Origin of the sequence: Mesoflavibacter sp. SCSIO 43206, assembly GCF_019904215.1 — a bacterium.
GTDB lineage: Bacteria > Bacteroidota > Bacteroidia > Flavobacteriales > Flavobacteriaceae > Mesoflavibacter > Mesoflavibacter zeaxanthinifaciens.
In genome coordinates this window covers 579,052-598,976 of record NZ_CP063201.1, presented here as the reverse complement: position 1 = coordinate 598,976, position 19,925 = coordinate 579,052, and the positions used below count along the sequence as shown (strand labels likewise).

Genomic DNA, 19,925 nt, shown 5'->3' with positions numbered 1-19,925 from the left:
CTTTTTTGTGTTGCATATACGCAACAACACAAAAAGAGCTTCAACAAAGCCTTAACCGCTAATGCGCCAGCCAAAGACTATTACATTAAATAAATCAATCACTTACACAAAGGATAAATCATAATTTGTAGCTTTGCAAAATCTATGGAAACAAAGAAAAAAGACATACGCGCATTAACCAAAGACCAATTAAGAGATTTTTTTGTGTCTCAAGGCGACAAAGCCTTTAGAGGTAATCAAGTATATGAATGGTTATGGAGTAAAAGCGTTCATACTTTTGAAGATATGACCAATATCTCAAAAGAAACACGTCAAATGCTAGAAGACAACTTTGTAATTAACCATATACAAGTAGATACTTTACAGCGTAGTAGTGATGGTACAGTAAAAAATGCTGTAAAACTACATGATGGTTTGGTGGTCGAGTCGGTTTTAATACCAACCAGTACACGTACAACAGCATGTGTTTCTAGTCAAGTAGGTTGTAGTTTAGATTGTAAGTTTTGCGCTACAGCACGTTTAAAACGTATGCGTAATCTTAATCCAGACGAAATTTATGACCAAGTCGTAGCTATAGACAGAGAAAGTAGATTATACAATGATAGACCCTTAAGTAATATTGTGTTTATGGGAATGGGAGAACCATTAATGAACTACAACAACGTATTAAAGGCAATAGACAAAATAACCTCACCAGAAGGTTTAGGGATGTCTCCAAAACGTATTGTGGTGTCAACTTCAGGAGTGCCAAAAATGATAAAGAAAATGGCAGACGATGAGGTGAAATTTAAATTAGCAGTATCATTACACTCTGCAATAGATGAGGTAAGAACATCAATAATGCCATTTAACGCAACATTTCCTTTATCAGATTTAAGAGAAGCTTTAGAGTATTGGTATGCTAAAACAAAAAATAGGATAACTTATGAATATGTAGTCTGGAAAGGTATAAACGATAAACGTAAAGATGTAGATGCATTAGTTAAGTTTTGCAAATTTGCACCAAGTAAAGTTAACTTAATCGAATATAATCCAATTGATGATGGCGAGTTTCAGCAAGCAAACACAGAAGCTATTGACATGTATCAAAATGTATTAGAAGCTAATAATATAACGGTAACAGTTAGGCGCAGTAGAGGTAAAGATATAGATGCCGCTTGTGGTCAATTAGCCAATAAGAGTAAATAAAAAAAGCGATTTCAATTATTTTGAAATCGCTTTTTAAATATAATTAAGTGTAATTATTCTTTTATAAATTTAAAAGTTTCTTTCCTTTCTTCAGCGGTAATAGTCATAAAATAAATACCGTTATTAAACTCTTTTACATTTATGGAGTTGTCTATTATTTGGTCATTATTTAGTGATAATACTTTTTGTCCTAATTGATTAAAAACTTCAACAGAATTTATAGTTAATTCTGTTTTAATTTTTATAAAGTCTGATGTCGGATTAGGATAAATACTAAATGGTTTAATGTTAAATTCATCTGTAGATAAATTAGGATCAGCTTCGGTTGTAAAAGTGTAATTAGCACTAGTTACTGTTCCTAAACAATTAGTAGAAGTAATATTCCAAGTATAGGTTGTATCATAAGCCCAAGAACCATAAGTTATGTTAACAGGACTTGTAACACCAGTAACAGTTCCCACAGTTAATAGATTTAAGTCGTACGTAGTAGCAGCGCCATTATCTGTCCATGCAAAACCGTTTATAACTGGATTTGCTGGATCTGTCATATCAATTGGTACATCGATAGCGCCATTAGCAGGATAAGTAATATTTGCAGCATCAGGCATCATTGTAGCAGTACAGGTACAAGAAGGACTTGTACATTGTATTGTAGTTACTGTTGCGTCAGAATCTTGGGTTTGACAAGTTGCATTTAAATGCCAATGAATTATGACATCTGTAGTAGTAGCAGTAAAAGATACAGAAGAAGCACCATGTGCTAATACTGTACCTCCTACAACAGGATTTTGCCAGTCGATTTCTGCAACAGTAATATATATGCTAGTAGTATTTGTTCCTGTAACGGTATAGGTGTTCCCTATAATTAAGCCTTCAATAGCAGAATATTCTGCGTTTGGCCAATTATCTGCAGCAATTTGTTCTGCTGTACCATCGTTGACCATAACCAAGTTTCCATAATTTCCACCTGTAGTAGTAGTGCATTGGCTATAAGCACTAATTGAAAAAATAATGGATAATAAAAGTAAAGTAAAATTTCTCATAAGCTAATTAGTTGTTGATTAATTGATTATCCTAAAGTTAAACAAAAAAATCTAGTAAATAGCTCGATTACAAAAAATTAAAAAATTTTAATAATATTGTGTCTTACTTTATTCGTATTTTTGAAATTCATAAAATAAGCACTGTTTTTTGAAAATAACCGAACAAATAAAACAACCTATAGCGTTTGAAATGGATCTTTTCGAACAAAAATTTAGGTTGTCAATGTCTTCTAAAGTCGCATTACTTAACCGTATTACCTATTACATTGTAAATAGAAAAGGAAAACAAATGCGACCAATGTTTGTATTTTTAGTTGCAAAAATGGTAGCAAACGGAGAGGTTAGCGAACGTACCTATCGTGGAGCTTCTGTTATAGAACTAATCCATACAGCAACTTTAGTACATGATGATGTTGTTGATGATAGTAACAAACGTCGTGGTTTTTTTTCGATCAATGCACTTTGGAAAAACAAAATAGCAGTTTTAATAGGAGACTTTTTATTATCAAAAGGGTTATTACTTTCTATAGATAATAACGATTTTGATTTGCTTAAAATAATTTCGGTTGCCGTAAGAGAAATGAGTGAAGGCGAATTACTTCAAATAGAAAAAGCCAGAAAATTAGATATTACTGAAGAAGTCTATTACGAAATTATCCGACAGAAAACCGCAACTTTAATTGCTGCTTGTTGTAGTTTGGGTGCTGCTTCTGTAAAACCTAATTCTGTAGAAGTAGAAACCATGCGTAAATTTGGAGAGTTAATAGGAATGGCTTTTCAAATCAAAGACGATTTGTTTGACTATGGTTCTAAAAGCATTGGTAAACCTATAGGTATAGATATTAAAGAGCAAAAAATGACCTTACCGCTTATTTATGTGCTTAATAATTGCTCTAAAAAAGATAAAAACTGGTTAATCAATTCAGTAAAAAATCATAACAAGGATAAAAAAAGAGTTAATCAGGTTATAGAATTTGTAAAAGAAAATGGCGGACTAGATTACGCAGTTTCTAAAATGAAATCTTTTCAAAAAGAAGCCCTAAACATCCTTGAAACTTTCCCAGAATCAGACTATAAAGCATCATTAAAACTGATGGTAAATTACGTTATTGAAAGAAAAAAATAATTTTTTTCAACTTCAGGCAACCTTTTTCATAGTTTTTGCGTCTTTATAAATACAACGTCCAACTAAATACGTTTTTGTGAAAGTAGTAACACTTTTTAATAACGAAGCAAAGCTGATAAAAAAAGCAATTCAGCATAACAGAAAAGCGCAGCATACGCTATACGAGATGCATGCGCCTAAAATGTTAAGCGTTTGTCGTTATTACATAAAAGACCTTCAAAAAGCAGAAGAAGTCATGCTAAACGGTTTTTTAAAAGTGTTTACTAATCTTAAACAATTTAAAAGTGAAGGAAGTTTTGAAGGATGGATAAGACGCATTATGATAAGAGAAAGTATCTCTTTCTTACGTCAAGACAAGCAACTATTTTTTACAGAAGACACGCATCCTTATACAGAGATAGAAGATAGTACATCACAACAATATGATGTGGCATATTTGCAAAAAATGATAGATAATTTACCTGATGGCTATAAAATGGTTTTTGTTATGTATGCAATAGAAGGTTATAAACACTCAGAAATTGCAAAAGAATTAAACATTTCAGAAGGTACATCAAAATCACAATTGTTTAAAGCACGACAATTATTACAAACCCAAATTAATAACCAAAATACCAAAGAGTATGGCTCCAAATAAATTTGAAAAGAAAGCTAAAGACGTTTTAGAACGCCGTACCATAGCGCCAAGTAAAGACGCTTGGGCGCAGTTAAATAATAAACTAGAACAGTCTGATAAAAAAAGAAAATTGTCTGTTTGGTGGTTAGGTGTAGCTGCAACTTTAGTAGGTGTAATGTTAGCCATTACTTTATTTAACAAAGAAGAAGTATTGCCAGAAAATACTATTGTTAATCAAGAAAAAAACCAACAAAGCAAAGAGCAGCCTACAATTACAAAAAATAAAATTGAAGATAAAGTTGAAGAAAATTTAGAAAACACACCTTTAGTTAATACTAATGATGAAGTCGAAACCTCTAAATTAAAAACAGAAAAACCTAAAACATTAGTAACTAATAAAAAGAAAAAACCAGATCAATATTTAGCAGTTGCTAGTACTAAAAATATAGAAGAAAATAACAATCAATTAAGTAGTCAAATATCAGAAAATACAGTTGCAGAAGTGTCTAAAGAACAAATAAACTTAGACGAAGCTAATCAACTTTTAGAAAATGCAATGAATCAATTTTCTGTAGATAATTATAAAAACGTAACAGAAAAAATAAACGCTAACGACCTATTGGAAGAAGTAGAGATGACTTCAGAAAAGTCATTAAAACACAGGCTGTTTCATGTCGTAAAATCAGGTTATGAAACCGTAAAAAGCACAGTAGTAAGTAGCGATAATTAATATTTCATCTAACAAAATTAACACTAACAATTATGCAAAACATTACTAAACACTTAACGCTATTAATTTTAATATTTGTAGTTAGTCAACTGCAAGCACAAGACACATTAACAGTTGCGAAACAAGACGTTTCTAAAATGATTGAAGATTATAAAGAACGTATTAAAAAAGCCGAACTTGAAACTTTAAAAGAAGAAGTAGACAATATTAATGACCGTTTAGAAAGAGAAGACATCACTTTTGAAGAAGCAGAAAAGCTTAAAAAAGAAGCTGCAGAAAAACATGCTAAAAACATAGAAAATCGTTACATTATTTTAGAAAATAAGTTCGAATTAATGGAGCGTAATAATGATCTGCCAGATCCAGATAAAAAGTCAACAGTGTTTTCTATCAATATAGGAGATGGAGAAAAAGAAATAGTAGAAGTTAAAGCTAAAAAATCACCTCCAAAATATGATATAAGAACTGGCAATCAATTACTTTTTGCAATGGGTTTTAATAACGCAATTATAGATGGTGTTTCTTTAGATGATTCTCCATACAAATTAGGAGGATCTGGGTTTGTAGAGCTTGGTTGGTTATGGAATACTCGTGTGTTTAAAGAATCAAACTTTTTAAGATTTAAATACGGGTTATCTTTTCAGTGGAATAAATTTGATATAAAAGACAATTTGTATTTTGAAAAAGGAGCAGAAGAAACAACTCTGCAGGTTTTTCCTAACGACCTAAAAAAAGCAAAATTTAGAACTACTAATCTTGTAATACCTGTGTTTTTTGAGTTTGGACCATCAACTAAAAAAGAATATAAAGATCGTATTAGATATTTTACAGATGATCATTTTAAAGTAGGTATAGGTGGTTATGGTGGTGTTAATTTAGGGACGCAACAAAAGCTAGTTTACGAAGATGAGTTTGGTGATCGTGTAAAACAAAAAATAAAAACAAGCTACAATACTAATACTTTTGTTTATGGTTTAGCGGCTTATATAGGTTACGGAGATTTAAGTTTATATGCTAAATATGACTTGTCTACAATTTTTAAAGACGCAACTGTAGATCAAAACAATATTTCATTAGGTATTAGAGTAGATTTGGATTAAGTCTAATAAGTTAGTATTAAAGCCTCTTAAAATTTTAAGAGGCTTTTTTTGTTTAGATTGTTTTGTTATTAAAAGAAGAAGTAAAATATTATTACTTTTACAGTCTAAATAAGCATTAAAAAACATACATCTTTTGATATCAAAAACTACCATAGATCAAGTATATGAATCCGCCAGACTAGAAGAGGTTATTGGTGACTTCGTTCAGCTTAAAAAAGCTGGTAGTAACTTTAAAGGATTAAGTCCATTTTCAGACGAGCGTACACCAAGTTTTATGGTATCTCCAGTAAAGCAAATCTGGAAGGATTTTAGTACAGGTAAAGGAGGAAATGTAGTAGCTTTTTTAATGGAGCATGAGCATTTTACTTATCCTGAAGCAATAAAGTATTTAGCAAAAAAATACAATATTGAAATTGAAGAAACAGAGCAAACTAACGCTCAAAAAGAAGCGCAAGATAAAAGAGAAAGTCTTTATTTGGTAAGTGAATATGCAAACACATATTTTCAAAATATATTACACAATACAGATAAAGGTAAAGCAATTGGTTTAAGCTATTTTAAAGAACGTGGTTTTACACCAGAAACTATAAAAAAGTTTGATTTAGGTTATTCTTTAGATGATTGGAGTGCTTTTACAGATGAGGCTTTAAAGCAAGGATATCAATTAGAGTTTTTAGAAGAAACAGGACTTACAATAGTTAAAGAAAACAAACAATTTGACCGATTTAAAGGTCGTGTAATGTTTCCTATACAAAGTATGAGTGGTCGTGTTTTAGGTTTTGGAGGTCGTATTTTAACAAACGATAAAAAAGCAGCCAAATATCTAAATAGTCCAGAGAGTGAAATTTACCATAAAAGTAAAGTGCTTTATGGTATTTATCATGCTAAGCAAAGCATAGCAAAAGAAGATAATTGTTATTTAGTAGAAGGTTATACAGACGTTATTCAGTTTTATCAAACAGGAATAAAAAACGTAGTTTCAAGTTCTGGTACAGCTTTAACAAGTGATCAAATTAGATTAATTAATAGGCTAACCAAAAATATTACGGTGCTTTTTGACGGCGATGCTGCAGGTATGCGTGCGTCATTACGTGGTATAGATTTGATTTTAGAGCAAGGTATGAATGTTAAGGTTTGTACCTTTCCAGAAGGCGAAGATCCAGATAGTTTTGCTAAGTCAAATACTTTAGAAGAGTTAACAACTTATTTAGAAGAAAACGCTAAAGATTTCATTCAGTTTAAAGCATCGGTGTTATACCAATCTGCAAAAGGAGATCCAATAAAAAAAGCTGAAACGATTAGAGATATTGTAACTAGTATCTCAAAAATACCAGACAGGATTAAAACCGAGGTTTATATTCAAGAATGCGCTCGTATTATGGATATAAGTGAAGATGTACTTTTTACAACTTTAGCACAACTTCAAAATAAAGATGTAAACGAGGCTTCAAAACAAAATGTCGCAGCAAAAAAAGCATTTGACGTAATAAAACCAGAGCAATCTGTAAAAAAGGTTGATGTTCAATATGAATTAGAAAGAAAAATTATAGAGATCTTATTGCTTTATGGTGATAGAACAGAAGAGTTTGAAGATTCTATATTGAAAGAAAATGAAAAAGGTGATTTAGTAGAGGAAACAGTAATACAAGAAGCTAAAGTATTTGAGAAGATTTACTTAGATCTTCAAGAAGACGAAATGGAGTTTTTAAATCCTAAATTTAAAGCTATTTATTATGAAGTCATAAATGGTTTAAATCAAGATCCTAATTTTAAAATAGAAAACCTTATTAACACTATTGACCCTGTACTTTCACAAGAGATCACTTCTATTATGATGGAAGATGAAAAATATAGTCTAGCAGATTGGCAAAGAAACAATATCTTTCCTAAGGACAAAACTATAAGTTTGTCACAATTAGTTAGTCAAACTATTTTGCACTTAAGGTCATTTTTAATAACTAAAAAGATAAACAGTTTATTGCAGCAAACAGATAGTGATTTAACAGTGCAAAATAGATCTATTATTGAAGATGTAATGGATTATAAAAAACTAGATAACATTTTATCTAGACGCTTAGGTAAACCTCTATAGATTTAAATTATTAGCTTGATTAACCAAGTCTATTAAATTAGAGACGTTTAACTTTTTCATTAATCTTGCTTTATATGTACTTACCGTTTTTTCATTAATATCTAATTCTTCAGCAACTTCTTTGTTCCGTCTACCATTAGAAAGAAGTTTTAAAACTTCTACTTCTCTTGTAGATAGTTTTTTAAAATAACCTCCTTTGCTTTTAGTTTTGTTTAATGCAATTTTTTTAGATAAAGAAGGACTTAAATAAACGCCTCCTAAATGCACTTTCATTATTGCATCTTTTAAAGTTAATAAGTCTTCTTTTTTAGATATAAATCCATCTGCGCCAGCTTTAATAGTGCTAATAGCATAAACATCTTCTTGCTGTCCAGAATAAATAATTTTTTTTACGTTAGGATATTCTTTTTTTAAGCGTCTTAAAACGCTTATCCCATTAAGTTTAGGTAAGTCAATGTCACACATTATAATGTCTACATAGTATTCATTTAAAACATCAAAAATAGCTTCTCCGTCTGCTACAGTTGCAACAATTTTTACATCTCTAGAATCTGAAAAGACCAATTCTATCCCTTTAGTAATAATAGGGTATTGGTCTGCAACCAATAATTTGACCATATTGTACGATTTTTTTATCTATCAAAAGTAAGATAGACTGGTTATAGAATAATTAATAGCATTTTAAAGTTATGTAAAAAACAGAAAAAAACAAAGTAAATTAAGGTGTTATAACAAAAAGTTAGGGATTTCACACACAGGTATAGGGTTCATTTTGTGTAAGTTTCTGGTATTGTAAGACTTATATATTTTGAAAACTTCTTTTTCTCTTCCTGTAAAATCAGAAATCTGTTTTCCTTTACTATCCATAGTCATAGCCCATTCTAATTCAGGATAGCTAGCGCCTATTTGGTCTTCGTCGCTTCTTGCGTCACCAAATAAACCATCGCTTGGCGCTGCCTTAATTATTGATTTAGGGACATGTAAAAATTCGCCAATTTTATAAACTTCACTTTTCATTAAATCTGCAATTGGACTTAAATCTACGCCGCCATCTCCATATTTTGTATAAAAACCAACTCCAAAATCTTCAACTTTATTTCCGGTTCCAGCAACTAATAATCCATATAGACCAGCATGGTAGTACAAAGTAGTCATGCGCAGTCTTGCTCTTGTGTTAGCAAGTGCCATATCAACAGTGTCTTGTTTCCCTTCTAAAGAAACTTCTGTCTTAAACTCTTCAAAAACAGGAGTTAAATCTACTCTAACATCGTCAACATTACTATATCTATTTTTAAGTTGTTTGATGTGTTCTTGTGCTCTACTTACGTGGCTGGCTGCTTGATGTATAGGCATTTCTATGCATAAAACTTTTAAGCCTGTTTCTGCGCATAAAGTAGATGTTACTGCGCTATCGATTCCGCCAGAAATACCAATAACAAATCCATTAACTTTTGCGTTATTAGCATAGTCTTTTAACCAATTTACAATATGTTTAACAACTTTTTCTGTTTGCATAATCAAAGAATTTAAGTTAAAGTGTAGTACCTTTGTTTAACAAAAGTAAAGTAAAGCTTTAAGTAATAAAAATTAAGAGAAGTTTAAGTCTATGAGAGTTTACATTTTTTGTGTTTTTGTTTTTTTTAGTTTGTTTTCTTGTGAAGACGACAATAAAATAGAAGAAGAAATATCTAAAATTAATGTAAATTTAGATGTAGAACGTTTTGATTTAGCGTTTGCTAACACTTCTAAAGAAGATTTTCCAAAACTAAAAGAAGCATACCCGTTTATGTTTTCTAATAAATATGAAGATGAGTTTTGGTTAAACAGAATGACAGATACTTTAGATGTTTTAATAGCTAAAAAAACAAGAGAAGTCTTTCCTGATTTTAAAGATGAGACTATTGAAATAAAAAAAATGTATCAACATCTAAAATATTATTTCCCAGATACTAAAGTTCCAAGAATAATAACCTTTAATGATAGAGTGGTGTATCAAAATAGAGTTTTTGTAACAGATACTGTTACGTTAATAGAATTGGATACCTATTTAGGAAAAGACCATGAGTTTTATCAAGGTATGCAAAAGTATATTGCTAGTAATATGGAGTCAGAATATATAGTTTCAGACCTATCTGAAGCTTATGCTAAAAAAATGATTTTAGATGGTAAACGTAAAAACTTGTTAGAAGAAATGATTTACCACGGAAAGATACTGTATTTCAAAGACATGATTATTCCGTTTAAAACTGATGCAGAAAAAATAAAATACACACCAGAGCAAATAGAATGGGTAAAATCTAATGAAGAGTACATTTGGCGTTACTTTGTAGATAAAGAGTTGCTTTTTAGTACAGATGCAAAATTACCTGGTAGGTTTATTAATCCAGCTCCTTTTTCTAAATTTTATTTAGAGCAAATTGATAACGAATCGCCTGGTCGTGTAGGAAGATATATAGGTTGGCAAATTGTAAGATCTTATGCAGAAAAAAATGACATAGATTTTGTACAATTGTTAAATACACCAGCACAAACAATTTTTAATAAAGCAAAATATAAACCAAATTAATAATGGCAAATATTAAATCAGAAATAAAATTAAACGTAGAATTAGATGAAAATCGTGTTCCAGAAAAATTAAATTGGACAGCACTAGATGGCGGGATAACAAATGCAGAAGCTAAAGCAATGATGCTTTCTGTTTGGGATAGTAAAGCGCAAGAATCTTTAAGAATAGATTTATGGACTAAAGATATGCCTGTAGATGAGATGAAAGTATTTTTTCATCAAACGTTAGTGGCTATGAGTAATACATTTCATAGAGCAACACAAGACGAAAAAATGTCTGCAACAATGAAAGATTTTTGCGATTACTTTGCAGAAAAACTTGAATTGAAAAAATAACAGCATCATAATTTAAAATAAAAAAAACCTAAGCTAATTGCCTCGGTTTTTTTATTGAATAGTTTTTAGAGGTTATTCACCTAAAAACGGATATCTGTAATCTGTTGGAGTTACAAATGTTTCTTTAATCATTCTTGGTGATACCCAACGTAATAAGTTTAAAGCACTTCCTGCTTTATCGTTAGTTCCAGATGATCTTGCACCACCAAAAGGTTGTTGTCCTACAACAGCACCAGTAGGTTTATCGTTAATGTAGAAATTACCAGCACAGTTTTGTAATGCTTTTGTTGCTTCTACAATAGCGTATCTGTCTTGCGCTAAAATAGCTCCTGTTAAAGCATACTCGCTAGTGCCATCTACTAATTCTAATGTTTCAGAGAATTGATCATCTTTATAAACGTAAATAGTAATTACAGGACCAAATAACTCTTCTTGCATTGTTGTATATTTTGGGTCTGTAGTTAAAAGTACAGTTGGCTCTATAAAATAACCTTTACTTTTATCGTAATTTCCACCAGCTATAACTTCAACGTTGTCATCAGCTTTAGCTCGGTCAATATACTTTGCTAATTTATCAAAAGAACCTTCGTGTATTACAGCAGTAAAGAAGTTGCTCATATCTTCTGGAGAACCCATTTTAAATGACTTTACATCTTCAACTACGTAATCTTTAACTTGGTCCCAAATGCTTTCAGAAATGTATGCTCTAGAAGCTGCGCTACATTTTTGACCTTGAAACTCAAATGCGCCTCTAACAATTGCAGTAGCGACTTGTTTTGGGTTTGCAGTTTTATGTGCAACAATAAAATCTTTTCCTCCAGTTTCACCTACAATTTTAGGGTATGTTTTGTAGTTGTGAATGTTGTTACCAATTTTTTTCCATAATTCTTTAAAGATAAAAGTAGATCCTGTAAAGTGTAATCCTGAAAAATCTGGACTATCTAAAACAGTATCTGTAATCATCACTGGATCACCAAAAACAACGTTAATTACACCGTCTGGTACACCAGCTTCTTTAAATACGTCCATTACAACTTTAGCAGAGTAGATTTGTGAGTCACTTGGTTTCCAAACCACAACATTACCCATCATAGCCATGCAAGAAGGTAAGTTTCCTGCAATTGCAGTAAAGTTAAATGGAGTTACTGCGTATGTGAATCCTTCTAACGGGCGATATTCTAAACGGTTCCAAGCATCACTTGTGCTTTCTGGTTGGTCGTGATAAATGTCTGTCATGTACTGCACATTAAATCGTAAAAAATCAATCAACTCGCAAGCAGAATCAATTTCAGCTTGGTGTATTGTTTTTGATTGTGCAATCATGGTTGCTGCATTAATTTTTGCACGGTATGGACCAGCAATTAATTCTGCAGCTTTTAAAAATATAGCAGCACGTTGTTCCCAAGGTGTGTTAGCCCATGTTTTTCTAGCTTCTAATGCAGTTGCAATAGCTTCGTCAACATGTTTTTTTTCAGCTAAATGGTAGGTTCCAACAACATGTTTATGGTCGTGAGGAGGAGACATTGTTCTTGTGTTTCCTGTAGTAACATCTTTACCATTAATATACATTGGTACATCAATAGTCGTGTTAATCATTTCTTTGTATGCTTTTAAAACTGCTTCGCGTTCTGGCGAGCCTGGAGCATAGCTTTTTACTGGTTCATTAACAGCAATAGGTACGTTAAAAAATCCTTTTCCCATAGTTTAATGTTGTGTTTTTAATTCAAAAATTTTGTCACACAAAGGTACAATTTTTTATGGGTTTTAAACGAGGATTTCTAATGCATTAATAATAAAACCTTTGACTATTTTTTTAGTTCGTAGTGGTAAATTTTAATTAACTATATTTATTAAAAATTATTAATGTTAATTATGAGTTCAAACTTAGAGAGAAATAGGCTTGATGTATTGTTAAAAGAATATGAATTAGTCAATTATAAGATTGAGAAATTTGTAGGGAATCAATTTTTGTATACTCAAGGAGCTTTGGCTCTAACAGCAGGTTATATATTTTTCCTAGTAGAAGGTATAGGTTTGGTGGATAATAGTATTGATCAGGTTAATACTAAATTATACTTACAGTTTTTACCTGTTTTAGTTTTAATGATTCTTGCAGCAATATTGTATCAATATCAAAGAACTTTAGGTTTTCATGGCTATAAACAGTATTTAGAAATTCAAATTAACACATTAATTAATCAGAACTTGATAACATATAGTCATATAGGTGGTAAATACATGATAAAAAATTATGTAATTTATCTAAATCTATTGATGTATATGGTAATATATGTTGGTGCTGTAACGATTGCATTTAATAAACCTGATGGAATTGAGAATCCCAATTATTTAATTGCTCATGTGATCATTTTTTTAATATTTTTAATATTTGCTTGGTTTCAAACTAAAGATCAATTAATTAGAGTGAAAAATATGGCTTTTGATTTATCTGAAAGTGAGCTTTTAGATAAAAATACTGAATTTAATTAATAGCAAATGGCGCGCTAAGGTGGAATTTAGGTATTGCTACTTCAAAATTTTTGGTAGTTGCAAAATTAACCATGTTGTAAAATCCTGACATGGCTCCAAATGGAGATGTTAATAAGCAACCAGAAGAATAGGTGTGAGATTCGCCAGGTTTAATTACAGGTTTTTGACCAATTACGCCTTCGCCTTCAACTTCTTCAATGTTGTTTAAAGCATCGTAAATTGTCCATTTTCTTGAATTAAGTTGGACAGCATCTTTACCTTGGTTTTCAATAGTTACTTGATAACCAAAAGCAAAATGAAGTTTGTAGTTTTTGTAAAACGTACCTTCAAAATTTGTTTCTACCGAAATTTTTATGCCTTTAGTAATTTGCTGTACCATAATATATTAACTGGTTTTCTGCTATTGCAAAAATAGCAAATTATCAGTTAAGTTGATTGTTTTTAATGTTTATTAGAATAATTTTAAGATTAATTGGTGATTCCAACCGAGTTTTTTTCGCCTAAACCAATTACTTTATCATATCTAGCACCAAGTTCTCTATAATAAACTATAACTTTATAATTATTTTCTGTTTGCCAAAAACTTCCGCCTATTTTATCATGGTCAATGGTGTTGTCTTTGTTTAAAATAACGTATTTGTAGTTGTAAAAACCTTGTTTTAACAAGAAAGAAGTAGTGTAAATACCTTCTTCTTCAAAATATTCCATTTTTGTAGCTTCTTCAAGTTCATAGTTATTAAAATTTCCGTAAACAAAAATATCTTGACCATCTTCTAATTTTGGGTGTTGAAGACTAAAATGAACTTCGGCATAATCTGCTTCTACATCAGGATTATTAACATCTAAAGCAGTGATTACAAAATTACCGTTAATGTCAGGATTGTATGTGTATTTTTGATTTGCTCTTGATGCGTTTGTAAATAAATATGAGTGGTATAAGTCTTGTAAATCAATAAATTGAACGCCATTACTTGCGGCTCTTATTTCTTTGTTTTCAAAAAAGAAAAATTCGTTACCTCCATAAAAGCTAGACTTTTCATTATACCTGTATGTAAGTTCGTTTGCCAAAATGTATTGAGGTTTTAAATCGGTTATGGCAGTTTTTAAATTATTGTTTTGAATAACTACGGTTTTTACAGTTTCTTTTGGGTTTACAAACTGAATTTGACTAGAGTTAATGGTAATATCTACAGATTGTTTTTTGTCTATTTCTTTAACATTTCTGGATCGTCTTATTGCAACTCCAACATCAGCTAATTGCTCATAAACCATAAATTTTCTAGAGAAAATTATATCGTCATAATCATCATAAATAGTAATCATATAGTTGCCTGTAACTTTAATGGCTTGAGTGTATTGATTAGGTATAGTTAACTTGTAATGCGAGTAAGTTTGTAGTGTGTTAAATGAGTTTTGGTAGTTTCTTATGCGTTGTTCATCAAAGCCATCTAAGTATTCAGATTCTACTAATTGCGATGGTGTCCAATCAAAATTATAGTGTTTAATCTCGTAATAATAATCATCTTCATTTCCATTAAGAGCATCAAATTCAAGTTGTAAGGATTCGCCTAATTTTATGATTGGAAGTTGGCTTTCTGCAGTTCCGCCATTAAAATAAATGGTTTTAATATAGTCAGGAGGAATAATTTCTTCAACTTGTGAAAAGCCAAATAAAGGAAAGATTAATAGCAATATAAGTTGTTTGATTTTTTGTTGCATTTAACGAAGATTTTATATAACAAATATAAACAAAATCTGTGCCTTAAAGTTTTTCTTGATTATTTATGATATAATTATGTATTTATTCTTAAATTTGCACGGATTTTTGATTCCTCAAAACTCAATCAGTATAACTATTAACTAATAGATTTATAACATGTCAAACGACATTAAGATTAAAAAAGGTCTAGATATAAAGTTAGAAGGAGAAGCAGAAAAGGCTACTGAAAATGCCATAGTAAGCAACTTTTACGCTATTAGACCAGAAGATTTCCATCAAGTTACTCCAAAATTAGTTGCTAGAGAAGGAGATAAAGTAAAAGCAGGAAGTACTGTTTTTTATGATAAATCCGACGAAAGTGTAAAATTTGTTTCTCCTGTTTCTGGAGAAATCGTTGAGATAGAACGTGGAGCTAAAAGAAGAATTTTAACAATCAAAATTAAAGCAGACAAAGAGCAAGCTTACGAAGATTTTGGAAAGTTAGACATAGAAACTGCAAATGCAGATGCTATTAAATCTAGACTTTTAGAATCAGGTTGTTGGGCTTTTGTTAAGCAACGTCCTTATGATGTTGTTGCAAAACCAACAGGTACGCCAAAGTCTATCTTTATCTCAGCTTATGCTAGTGCGCCGTTAGCTGCAGATTTAGATTACACGCTTCAAGGTAAAGAAGCAGAATTACAAGCTGCGGTAACTGCTTTAAGTAAGTTAACAGAAGGAGCAGTACATGTTTCGGTTGGTAAAAATGGTAACTCGCCATTAGCTAACTTAAATAATGTAACAGTACACAAAGTGTCTGGTCCACATCCATCTGGTAATGTAGGAACACAAATCAACAAAATAGATCCGATTAATAAAGGTGAAGTTGTTTGGACAGTAAATGCACAAGATTTAGTAATCATAGGAGAATTACTTTTAACAGGAAAGTTTAATGCAGAACGTGTTATCGCGCTAGCAGGAGCATCTGTTAAAAAGCCAAGATATTTCCGTACTAAAATAGGAAGTGAAGTGTCTACTATGATTTATGATAATGGTGTTGATAAAGATGGTAATGACCGTATTATTTCAGGAAATGTCTTAACAGGAAAACAAGTTAAACCAGACGGATATTTAGATTACTACAGTAACATAATTACGGTAATTCCTGAAGGAGACGATTACGAGTTTTTTGGTTGGAATAAGCCTGTATTTAATAAGATATCTACTTCAAGAGCTTTAACTTTTTCTTGGTTATCGCCAAACAAAAAATATAACTTAGATACAAATACTAACGGAGAGCATAGAGCTTTTGTAGTAACAGGAAGTTATGAAGAAGTATTTCCTTTAGATATTTATCCATTACAAATCTTAAAATCTTGTATGTATAAAGATTTAGATGAAATGGAAGCTTTAGGGATGTATGAGGTTGCACCAGAGGATTTTGCATTAACAGAATTTATTTGTGTGTCAAAACAACCACATCAAAAAATAATTAGAGAAGGATTAGACTTAATGCTTAAAGAAATTGGATAATGGGTTTAAAAAGTAACTTACACAATTTAAAAGAAAAGTATAAGGGCACCAAAATGGCGCCAGCATTTAATGCAATACATACTTTTTTATATCTGCCAAATGAAACGACTCATGGAGGAACTCATGTAAAGGCAGCAGACGATTTAAAGCGTACAATGAATACTGTAATCATGGCATTAATACCATGCTTAATCTTCGGTATTTTTAACGCCGGTTACCAACACTATGCAGCTATCGATGCTGCTGCAGGTATAACAAGAGAAGCTTCTTTATTTGGAAACTTCTTAACATGGGATAATTTTGTTATAGGAGCTTGGACCGTTTTACCTTTAGTAATAGTATCTTACGGAGTTGGTCTTTTAGTCGAATTTATTTTTGCAGTAATTAAAGGTCACGAAGTAGAAGAAGGTTACCTTGTAACAGGAATGTTAGTACCATTAATTGTTCCAGTAGATATCCCATTATGGATGTTAGCTGTAGCAGTTGTTTTTGGTGTAGTTATAGGTAAAGAAGTTTTTGGTGGTACAGGAATGAATATCTTAAACCCAGCATTAACTATTCGTGCATTCTTATTCTTTGCTTATCCAACATGGATGTCTGGAGATAAAGTATGGGTACACGGAGCAGTTGAAAGAGCAGGTACACCAGATGCTATTTCAGGCGAAACACTATTAGGAGCTTATGCTCAAAACAGTAGTCTAGCCGGAATTGACTACATGGACATGTTCTACGGTTTTATTCCAGGTTCAGTTGGAGAAACTTCTAAGTTATTAATTATAGTAGGAGCATTATTCTTAATCTTCACTAAAATAGGAAGTTGGAGAATTATCCTATCTACAGTAATTGGAGCTTTATCTATGGGATTAATTTTTAATGGTGTAGTAGATGCAGGTTGGATAGGAGAAACAAGTAAGTTTTATGGTTTAATGAGTGTTCCTTTCTGGCAGCATTTAATCATAGGAAGTATTTTGTTTGGTGCTGTTTATATGGCAACAGATCCTGTTACAGCATCTCAAACAAACAAAGGAAAATGGATATATGGGTTCTTAATTGGTTTTCTATCAATAATGATACGTGTATTTAATCCAGCATATCCAGAAGGTGTTTTCTTAGCTATTCTTTTAATGAATGTTTTTGCACCAACAATTGACCATTACGTTGTACAAGCAAATGTAAAACGTAGAATGAAACGTTTAAAAGTTAAAACTGCTTAGTCATGTCAAACAAAACAGATAGTAATTTATATACCGTATTATTTGCCATAGGAATGGTAGTTGTAGTTGGTGCTTTATTAGCTTTTACAGCAGCATCTTTAAAGCCTAATATAAAAGAAAACGAAAGAATGGAAAAACAACAAAACATTCTTTACGCTATGGGAGTAAATGACAATGGAGAAACTGATGTTGCATTTATTTCTACAGATAAGGTTAGCGAAGCTTTTTCAAAATACATTACTAAACAAATTGTAATAGAAGGTAATGATGTTAAAGAAAATGACGAGGCTTACCTAATCGATGTTAAAAAAGAACAAGCAAAAGCAAAAGCAGGAGAAACAAGACGTTTACCTTTATTTATTGGAGAAAAAGATGGTAATACATTTTACGTAGCACCAATATATGGTAAAGGACTTTGGGACGCTATTTGGGGCTATATTGCTATGGATAAAGATATGGTTGTTCAAGGTGTGTATTTTGACCATAAAGGAGAAACACCAGGTTTAGGAGCAAACATTAAACAACGTTATTTTATGGATGACTTTTATGGAGAACACTTACTAACAGATAATGGAGTGTTTAAAGGTATAACAGTTGCAAAAGGAAATAACGACCCTAAAAATGAAGATAAAACAGATTATGAGGTAGATGCTCTGGCAGGAGCTACCATTACAGGTAATGGAGTTAGTGCTATGATTAAAAATGACTTAAAGTTATACATGCCTTATTTTGAAACATTAAAAAATCAAGCTAATTAATTATGGGACTACTTTCAAAAAAAGACGCTAAATTAATTACAGATCCATTAGCAGATAATAACCCAATTACTATACAGGTATTAGGTATTTGTTCTGCGTTAGCAATTACTGCAGAACTTAAAGCTTCTATAGTAATGGCAATTTCTGTATTATTTGTATTAGGAGTTGGTAACGTTGTTATTTCTTTAATGAGAAATATCATACCTTCAAAAATTAGAATTATAGTACAACTTATTGTTGTAGCTGCTCTTGTAATTATTGTTGATCAAGTACTAAAAGCTTTTGCTTACGAGTTAAGTAAAACACTTTCGGTATTCGTTGGTTTAATTATTACAAACTGTATCATTATGGGACGTTTTGAAGCATTTGCTTTAGGTAATGGACCGTGGAAATCTTTCCTTGATGGAATAGGTAACGCATTAGGATACGGTGTTATATTAATAATAGTAGGTTTTTTTAGAGAATTATTAGGTTCTGGTACTTTATTAGGATTTAAAGTTTTAGGAGATCCAATCGAAAAATCAGGATTGTACGCAATAGGATATGAAAATAACGGGTTTATGTTATTATCGCCAATGGCATTAATTGTTGTAGGTATTATTATTTGGGTACAACGTAGCAGAAACAAAGATTTAATAGAAGACTAAACATTGACTCGTTTTTTGAAGTATACTTCAAAAAGACATCAAAAAATAACATATGGAACATATAGAATTATTTTTCAAATCAATCTTTATAGATAACATGGTATTTGCAACATTCCTTGGGATGTGTTCTTACCTTGCAGTATCTAAAAAAGTATCAACAGCTGTAGGTTTAGGTGCTGCAGTAATCTTTGTATTAGCAGTTACTGTGCCTATAAACTGGCTTTTAGATCAATATGTATTACAACCAGGTGCATTATCTTGGTTAGGAGAAGAATATGCTAGTTATGATTTAAGTTTCTTATCATTTATCATGTTTATTGCAACTATTGCAACCATGGTACAATTAGTAGAAATTGTTGTAGAAAAGTTTTCACCTTCATTGTATAATTCACTAGGTATATTTTTACCGCTAATTGCTGTAAACTGTGCAATTTTAGGAGGATCTTTATTTATGCAGTCTAGAGAAATCGAAACTATAGGTTTAGCATTTAATTATGGTATAGCTTCTGGTATAGGTTGGTTCTTAGCAATTTTAGCTATCGCAGCAATCCGCGAAAAGATTCGTTATTCTAACGTACCAGCTCCTTTAAGAGGACTAGGAATTACATTTATTATTACTGGTCTTATGGCAATTGGATTTATGAGTTTTGGAGGAATGTTAACTGGAGGAGATGATGAAGGTTCTAAAAAAACAGAACAAGCAGCTCAAATTGAAAAGCAAGATAAAACCGAAACTAAGGTTATAGAGAATAACTCAACTATAGCTAACAATACAACAGTAGAGTAAT

General features: G+C 31.3%; 20 protein-coding genes. 14 read left to right on the top strand and 6 right to left on the bottom strand.

From position 1 onward, the window contains the following. Positions 1 to 144 precede the first annotated feature (144 nt). Entirely contained in the window at positions 145 to 1,188 is a 1,044-nt protein-coding gene (rlmN, locus tag INR78_RS03035) for a 23S rRNA (adenine(2503)-C(2))-methyltransferase RlmN (protein ID WP_223077410.1), read from the top strand. 53 nt (positions 1,189 to 1,241) lie between these two features. Here the strand turns inward: rlmN and INR78_RS03030 are convergent, their stop codons facing one another. Continuing rightward, on the bottom strand, positions 1,242 to 2,231 hold the full coding sequence (locus INR78_RS03030; RefSeq protein ID WP_223077409.1) for a T9SS type A sorting domain-containing protein: 990 nt from the start codon (positions 2,229 to 2,231) through the stop codon (positions 1,242 to 1,244). A 148-nt stretch (positions 2,232 to 2,379) separates the two neighbouring features. Here INR78_RS03030 and INR78_RS03025 point away from each other — a divergent pair, with 148 nt between their 5' ends. The 5 genes from INR78_RS03025 to dnaG all read left to right on the top strand — a co-directional run bounded on the left by INR78_RS03025 (position 2,380) and on the right by dnaG (position 7,895). Next, positions 2,380 to 3,357: a polyprenyl synthetase family protein gene (locus INR78_RS03025; protein WP_223077408.1), complete on the top strand. Its 978-nt coding sequence runs from the start codon at positions 2,380 to 2,382 to the stop codon at positions 3,355 to 3,357. Between the two features lie 76 nt (positions 3,358 to 3,433). Continuing rightward, the gene (locus INR78_RS03020; RefSeq protein WP_223077407.1) at positions 3,434 to 3,994 is read left to right on the top strand and encodes an RNA polymerase sigma factor; all 561 of its coding nucleotides are present in this window, start codon (positions 3,434 to 3,436) and stop codon (positions 3,992 to 3,994) included. After that, positions 3,981 to 4,703 (top strand): MSCRAMM family adhesin SdrC, encoded by a 723-nt coding sequence (locus tag INR78_RS03015; RefSeq protein WP_223077406.1) that lies wholly within the window; start codon positions 3,981 to 3,983, stop codon positions 4,701 to 4,703. The genes INR78_RS03020 and INR78_RS03015 overlap by 14 nt, the downstream gene beginning before the upstream one ends. 32 nt (positions 4,704 to 4,735) lie before the next feature. Continuing rightward, a complete protein-coding gene (locus tag INR78_RS03010) occupies positions 4,736 to 5,803 on the top strand; it encodes a hypothetical protein (protein ID WP_223077405.1) in 1,068 nt (355 codons plus the stop codon). A gap of 133 nt (positions 5,804 to 5,936) precedes the next feature. Next, a complete protein-coding gene (dnaG, locus tag INR78_RS03005) occupies positions 5,937 to 7,895 on the top strand; it encodes a DNA primase (RefSeq protein ID WP_223077404.1) in 1,959 nt (652 codons plus the stop codon). Here the strand turns inward: dnaG and INR78_RS03000 are convergent. Both INR78_RS03000 and nadE read right to left on the bottom strand, forming a co-directional pair. Next, positions 7,890 to 8,513: a response regulator transcription factor gene (locus INR78_RS03000; RefSeq protein WP_223077403.1), complete on the bottom strand. Its 624-nt coding sequence runs from the start codon at positions 8,511 to 8,513 to the stop codon at positions 7,890 to 7,892. The two genes, dnaG and INR78_RS03000, sit on opposite strands and share 6 nt — an antisense overlap. Before the next feature lie 108 nt (positions 8,514 to 8,621). Continuing rightward, positions 8,622 to 9,410, bottom strand: a complete 789-nt coding sequence (gene nadE, locus INR78_RS02995) for an NAD(+) synthase (protein WP_223077402.1) — start codon at positions 9,408 to 9,410, stop codon at positions 8,622 to 8,624. Positions 9,411 to 9,501: 91 nt separating this feature from the next. On the opposite strand from nadE, the gene gldB reads away from it, so the two are divergent. After that, positions 9,502 to 10,461 (top strand): gliding motility lipoprotein GldB, encoded by a 960-nt coding sequence (gene gldB / locus INR78_RS02990; protein WP_223077401.1) that lies wholly within the window; start codon positions 9,502 to 9,504, stop codon positions 10,459 to 10,461. Between the two features lie 2 nt (positions 10,462 to 10,463). After that, positions 10,464 to 10,796, top strand: coding sequence for a gliding motility protein GldC (gldC, locus tag INR78_RS02985; protein ID WP_223077400.1), 333 nt, complete (start codon positions 10,464 to 10,466; stop codon positions 10,794 to 10,796). 72 nt (positions 10,797 to 10,868) lie between these two features. On the opposite strand, the gene pruA is transcribed toward gldC, so the two are convergent. After that, positions 10,869 to 12,497 (bottom strand): L-glutamate gamma-semialdehyde dehydrogenase, encoded by a 1,629-nt coding sequence (gene pruA, locus INR78_RS02980; RefSeq protein WP_223077399.1) that lies wholly within the window; start codon positions 12,495 to 12,497, stop codon positions 10,869 to 10,871. 171 nt (positions 12,498 to 12,668) lie between these two features. Here pruA and INR78_RS02975 point away from each other — a divergent pair, with 171 nt between their 5' ends. After that, positions 12,669 to 13,286, top strand: coding sequence for a hypothetical protein (locus tag INR78_RS02975; protein ID WP_223077398.1), 618 nt, complete (start codon positions 12,669 to 12,671; stop codon positions 13,284 to 13,286). Here INR78_RS02975 and apaG read toward each other — a convergent pair. Together apaG and INR78_RS02965 are read right to left on the bottom strand one after the other, a co-directional pair. Then, positions 13,279 to 13,665: a Co2+/Mg2+ efflux protein ApaG gene (apaG, locus tag INR78_RS02970; RefSeq protein ID WP_027881103.1), complete on the bottom strand. Its 387-nt coding sequence runs from the start codon at positions 13,663 to 13,665 to the stop codon at positions 13,279 to 13,281. The two genes, INR78_RS02975 and apaG, sit on opposite strands and share 8 nt — an antisense overlap. 89 nt (positions 13,666 to 13,754) lie before the next feature. Beyond that, positions 13,755 to 15,005, bottom strand: a complete 1,251-nt coding sequence (locus tag INR78_RS02965) for a type IX secretion system plug protein domain-containing protein (RefSeq protein WP_223077397.1) — start codon at positions 15,003 to 15,005, stop codon at positions 13,755 to 13,757. Positions 15,006 to 15,162: 157 nt separating this feature from the next. Between INR78_RS02965 and INR78_RS02960 the strand changes: the two genes are divergently transcribed. The 5 genes from INR78_RS02960 to nqrE are packed head-to-tail and all read left to right on the top strand — an operon-like array spanning position 15,163 to position 19,924. Then, positions 15,163 to 16,518, top strand: a complete 1,356-nt coding sequence (locus INR78_RS02960; RefSeq protein WP_223077396.1) for a Na(+)-translocating NADH-quinone reductase subunit A — start codon at positions 15,163 to 15,165, stop codon at positions 16,516 to 16,518. Continuing rightward, a complete protein-coding gene (locus tag INR78_RS02955) occupies positions 16,518 to 17,732 on the top strand; it encodes an NADH:ubiquinone reductase (Na(+)-transporting) subunit B (protein WP_223077395.1) in 1,215 nt (404 codons plus the stop codon). Before INR78_RS02960 ends, INR78_RS02955 begins: the two co-directional genes overlap by 1 nt. A gap of 2 nt (positions 17,733 to 17,734) precedes the next feature. Beyond that, entirely contained in the window at positions 17,735 to 18,490 is a 756-nt protein-coding gene (locus INR78_RS02950) for a Na(+)-translocating NADH-quinone reductase subunit C (RefSeq protein ID WP_223077394.1), read from the top strand. A 2-nt stretch (positions 18,491 to 18,492) separates the two neighbouring features. Next, positions 18,493 to 19,137 (top strand): NADH:ubiquinone reductase (Na(+)-transporting) subunit D, encoded by a 645-nt coding sequence (locus INR78_RS02945; protein WP_027881108.1) that lies wholly within the window; start codon positions 18,493 to 18,495, stop codon positions 19,135 to 19,137. Between the two features lie 52 nt (positions 19,138 to 19,189). Continuing rightward, positions 19,190 to 19,924, top strand: a complete 735-nt coding sequence (nqrE, locus tag INR78_RS02940; RefSeq protein WP_027881109.1) for an NADH:ubiquinone reductase (Na(+)-transporting) subunit E — start codon at positions 19,190 to 19,192, stop codon at positions 19,922 to 19,924. Position 19,925: the final 1 nt, after the last annotated feature.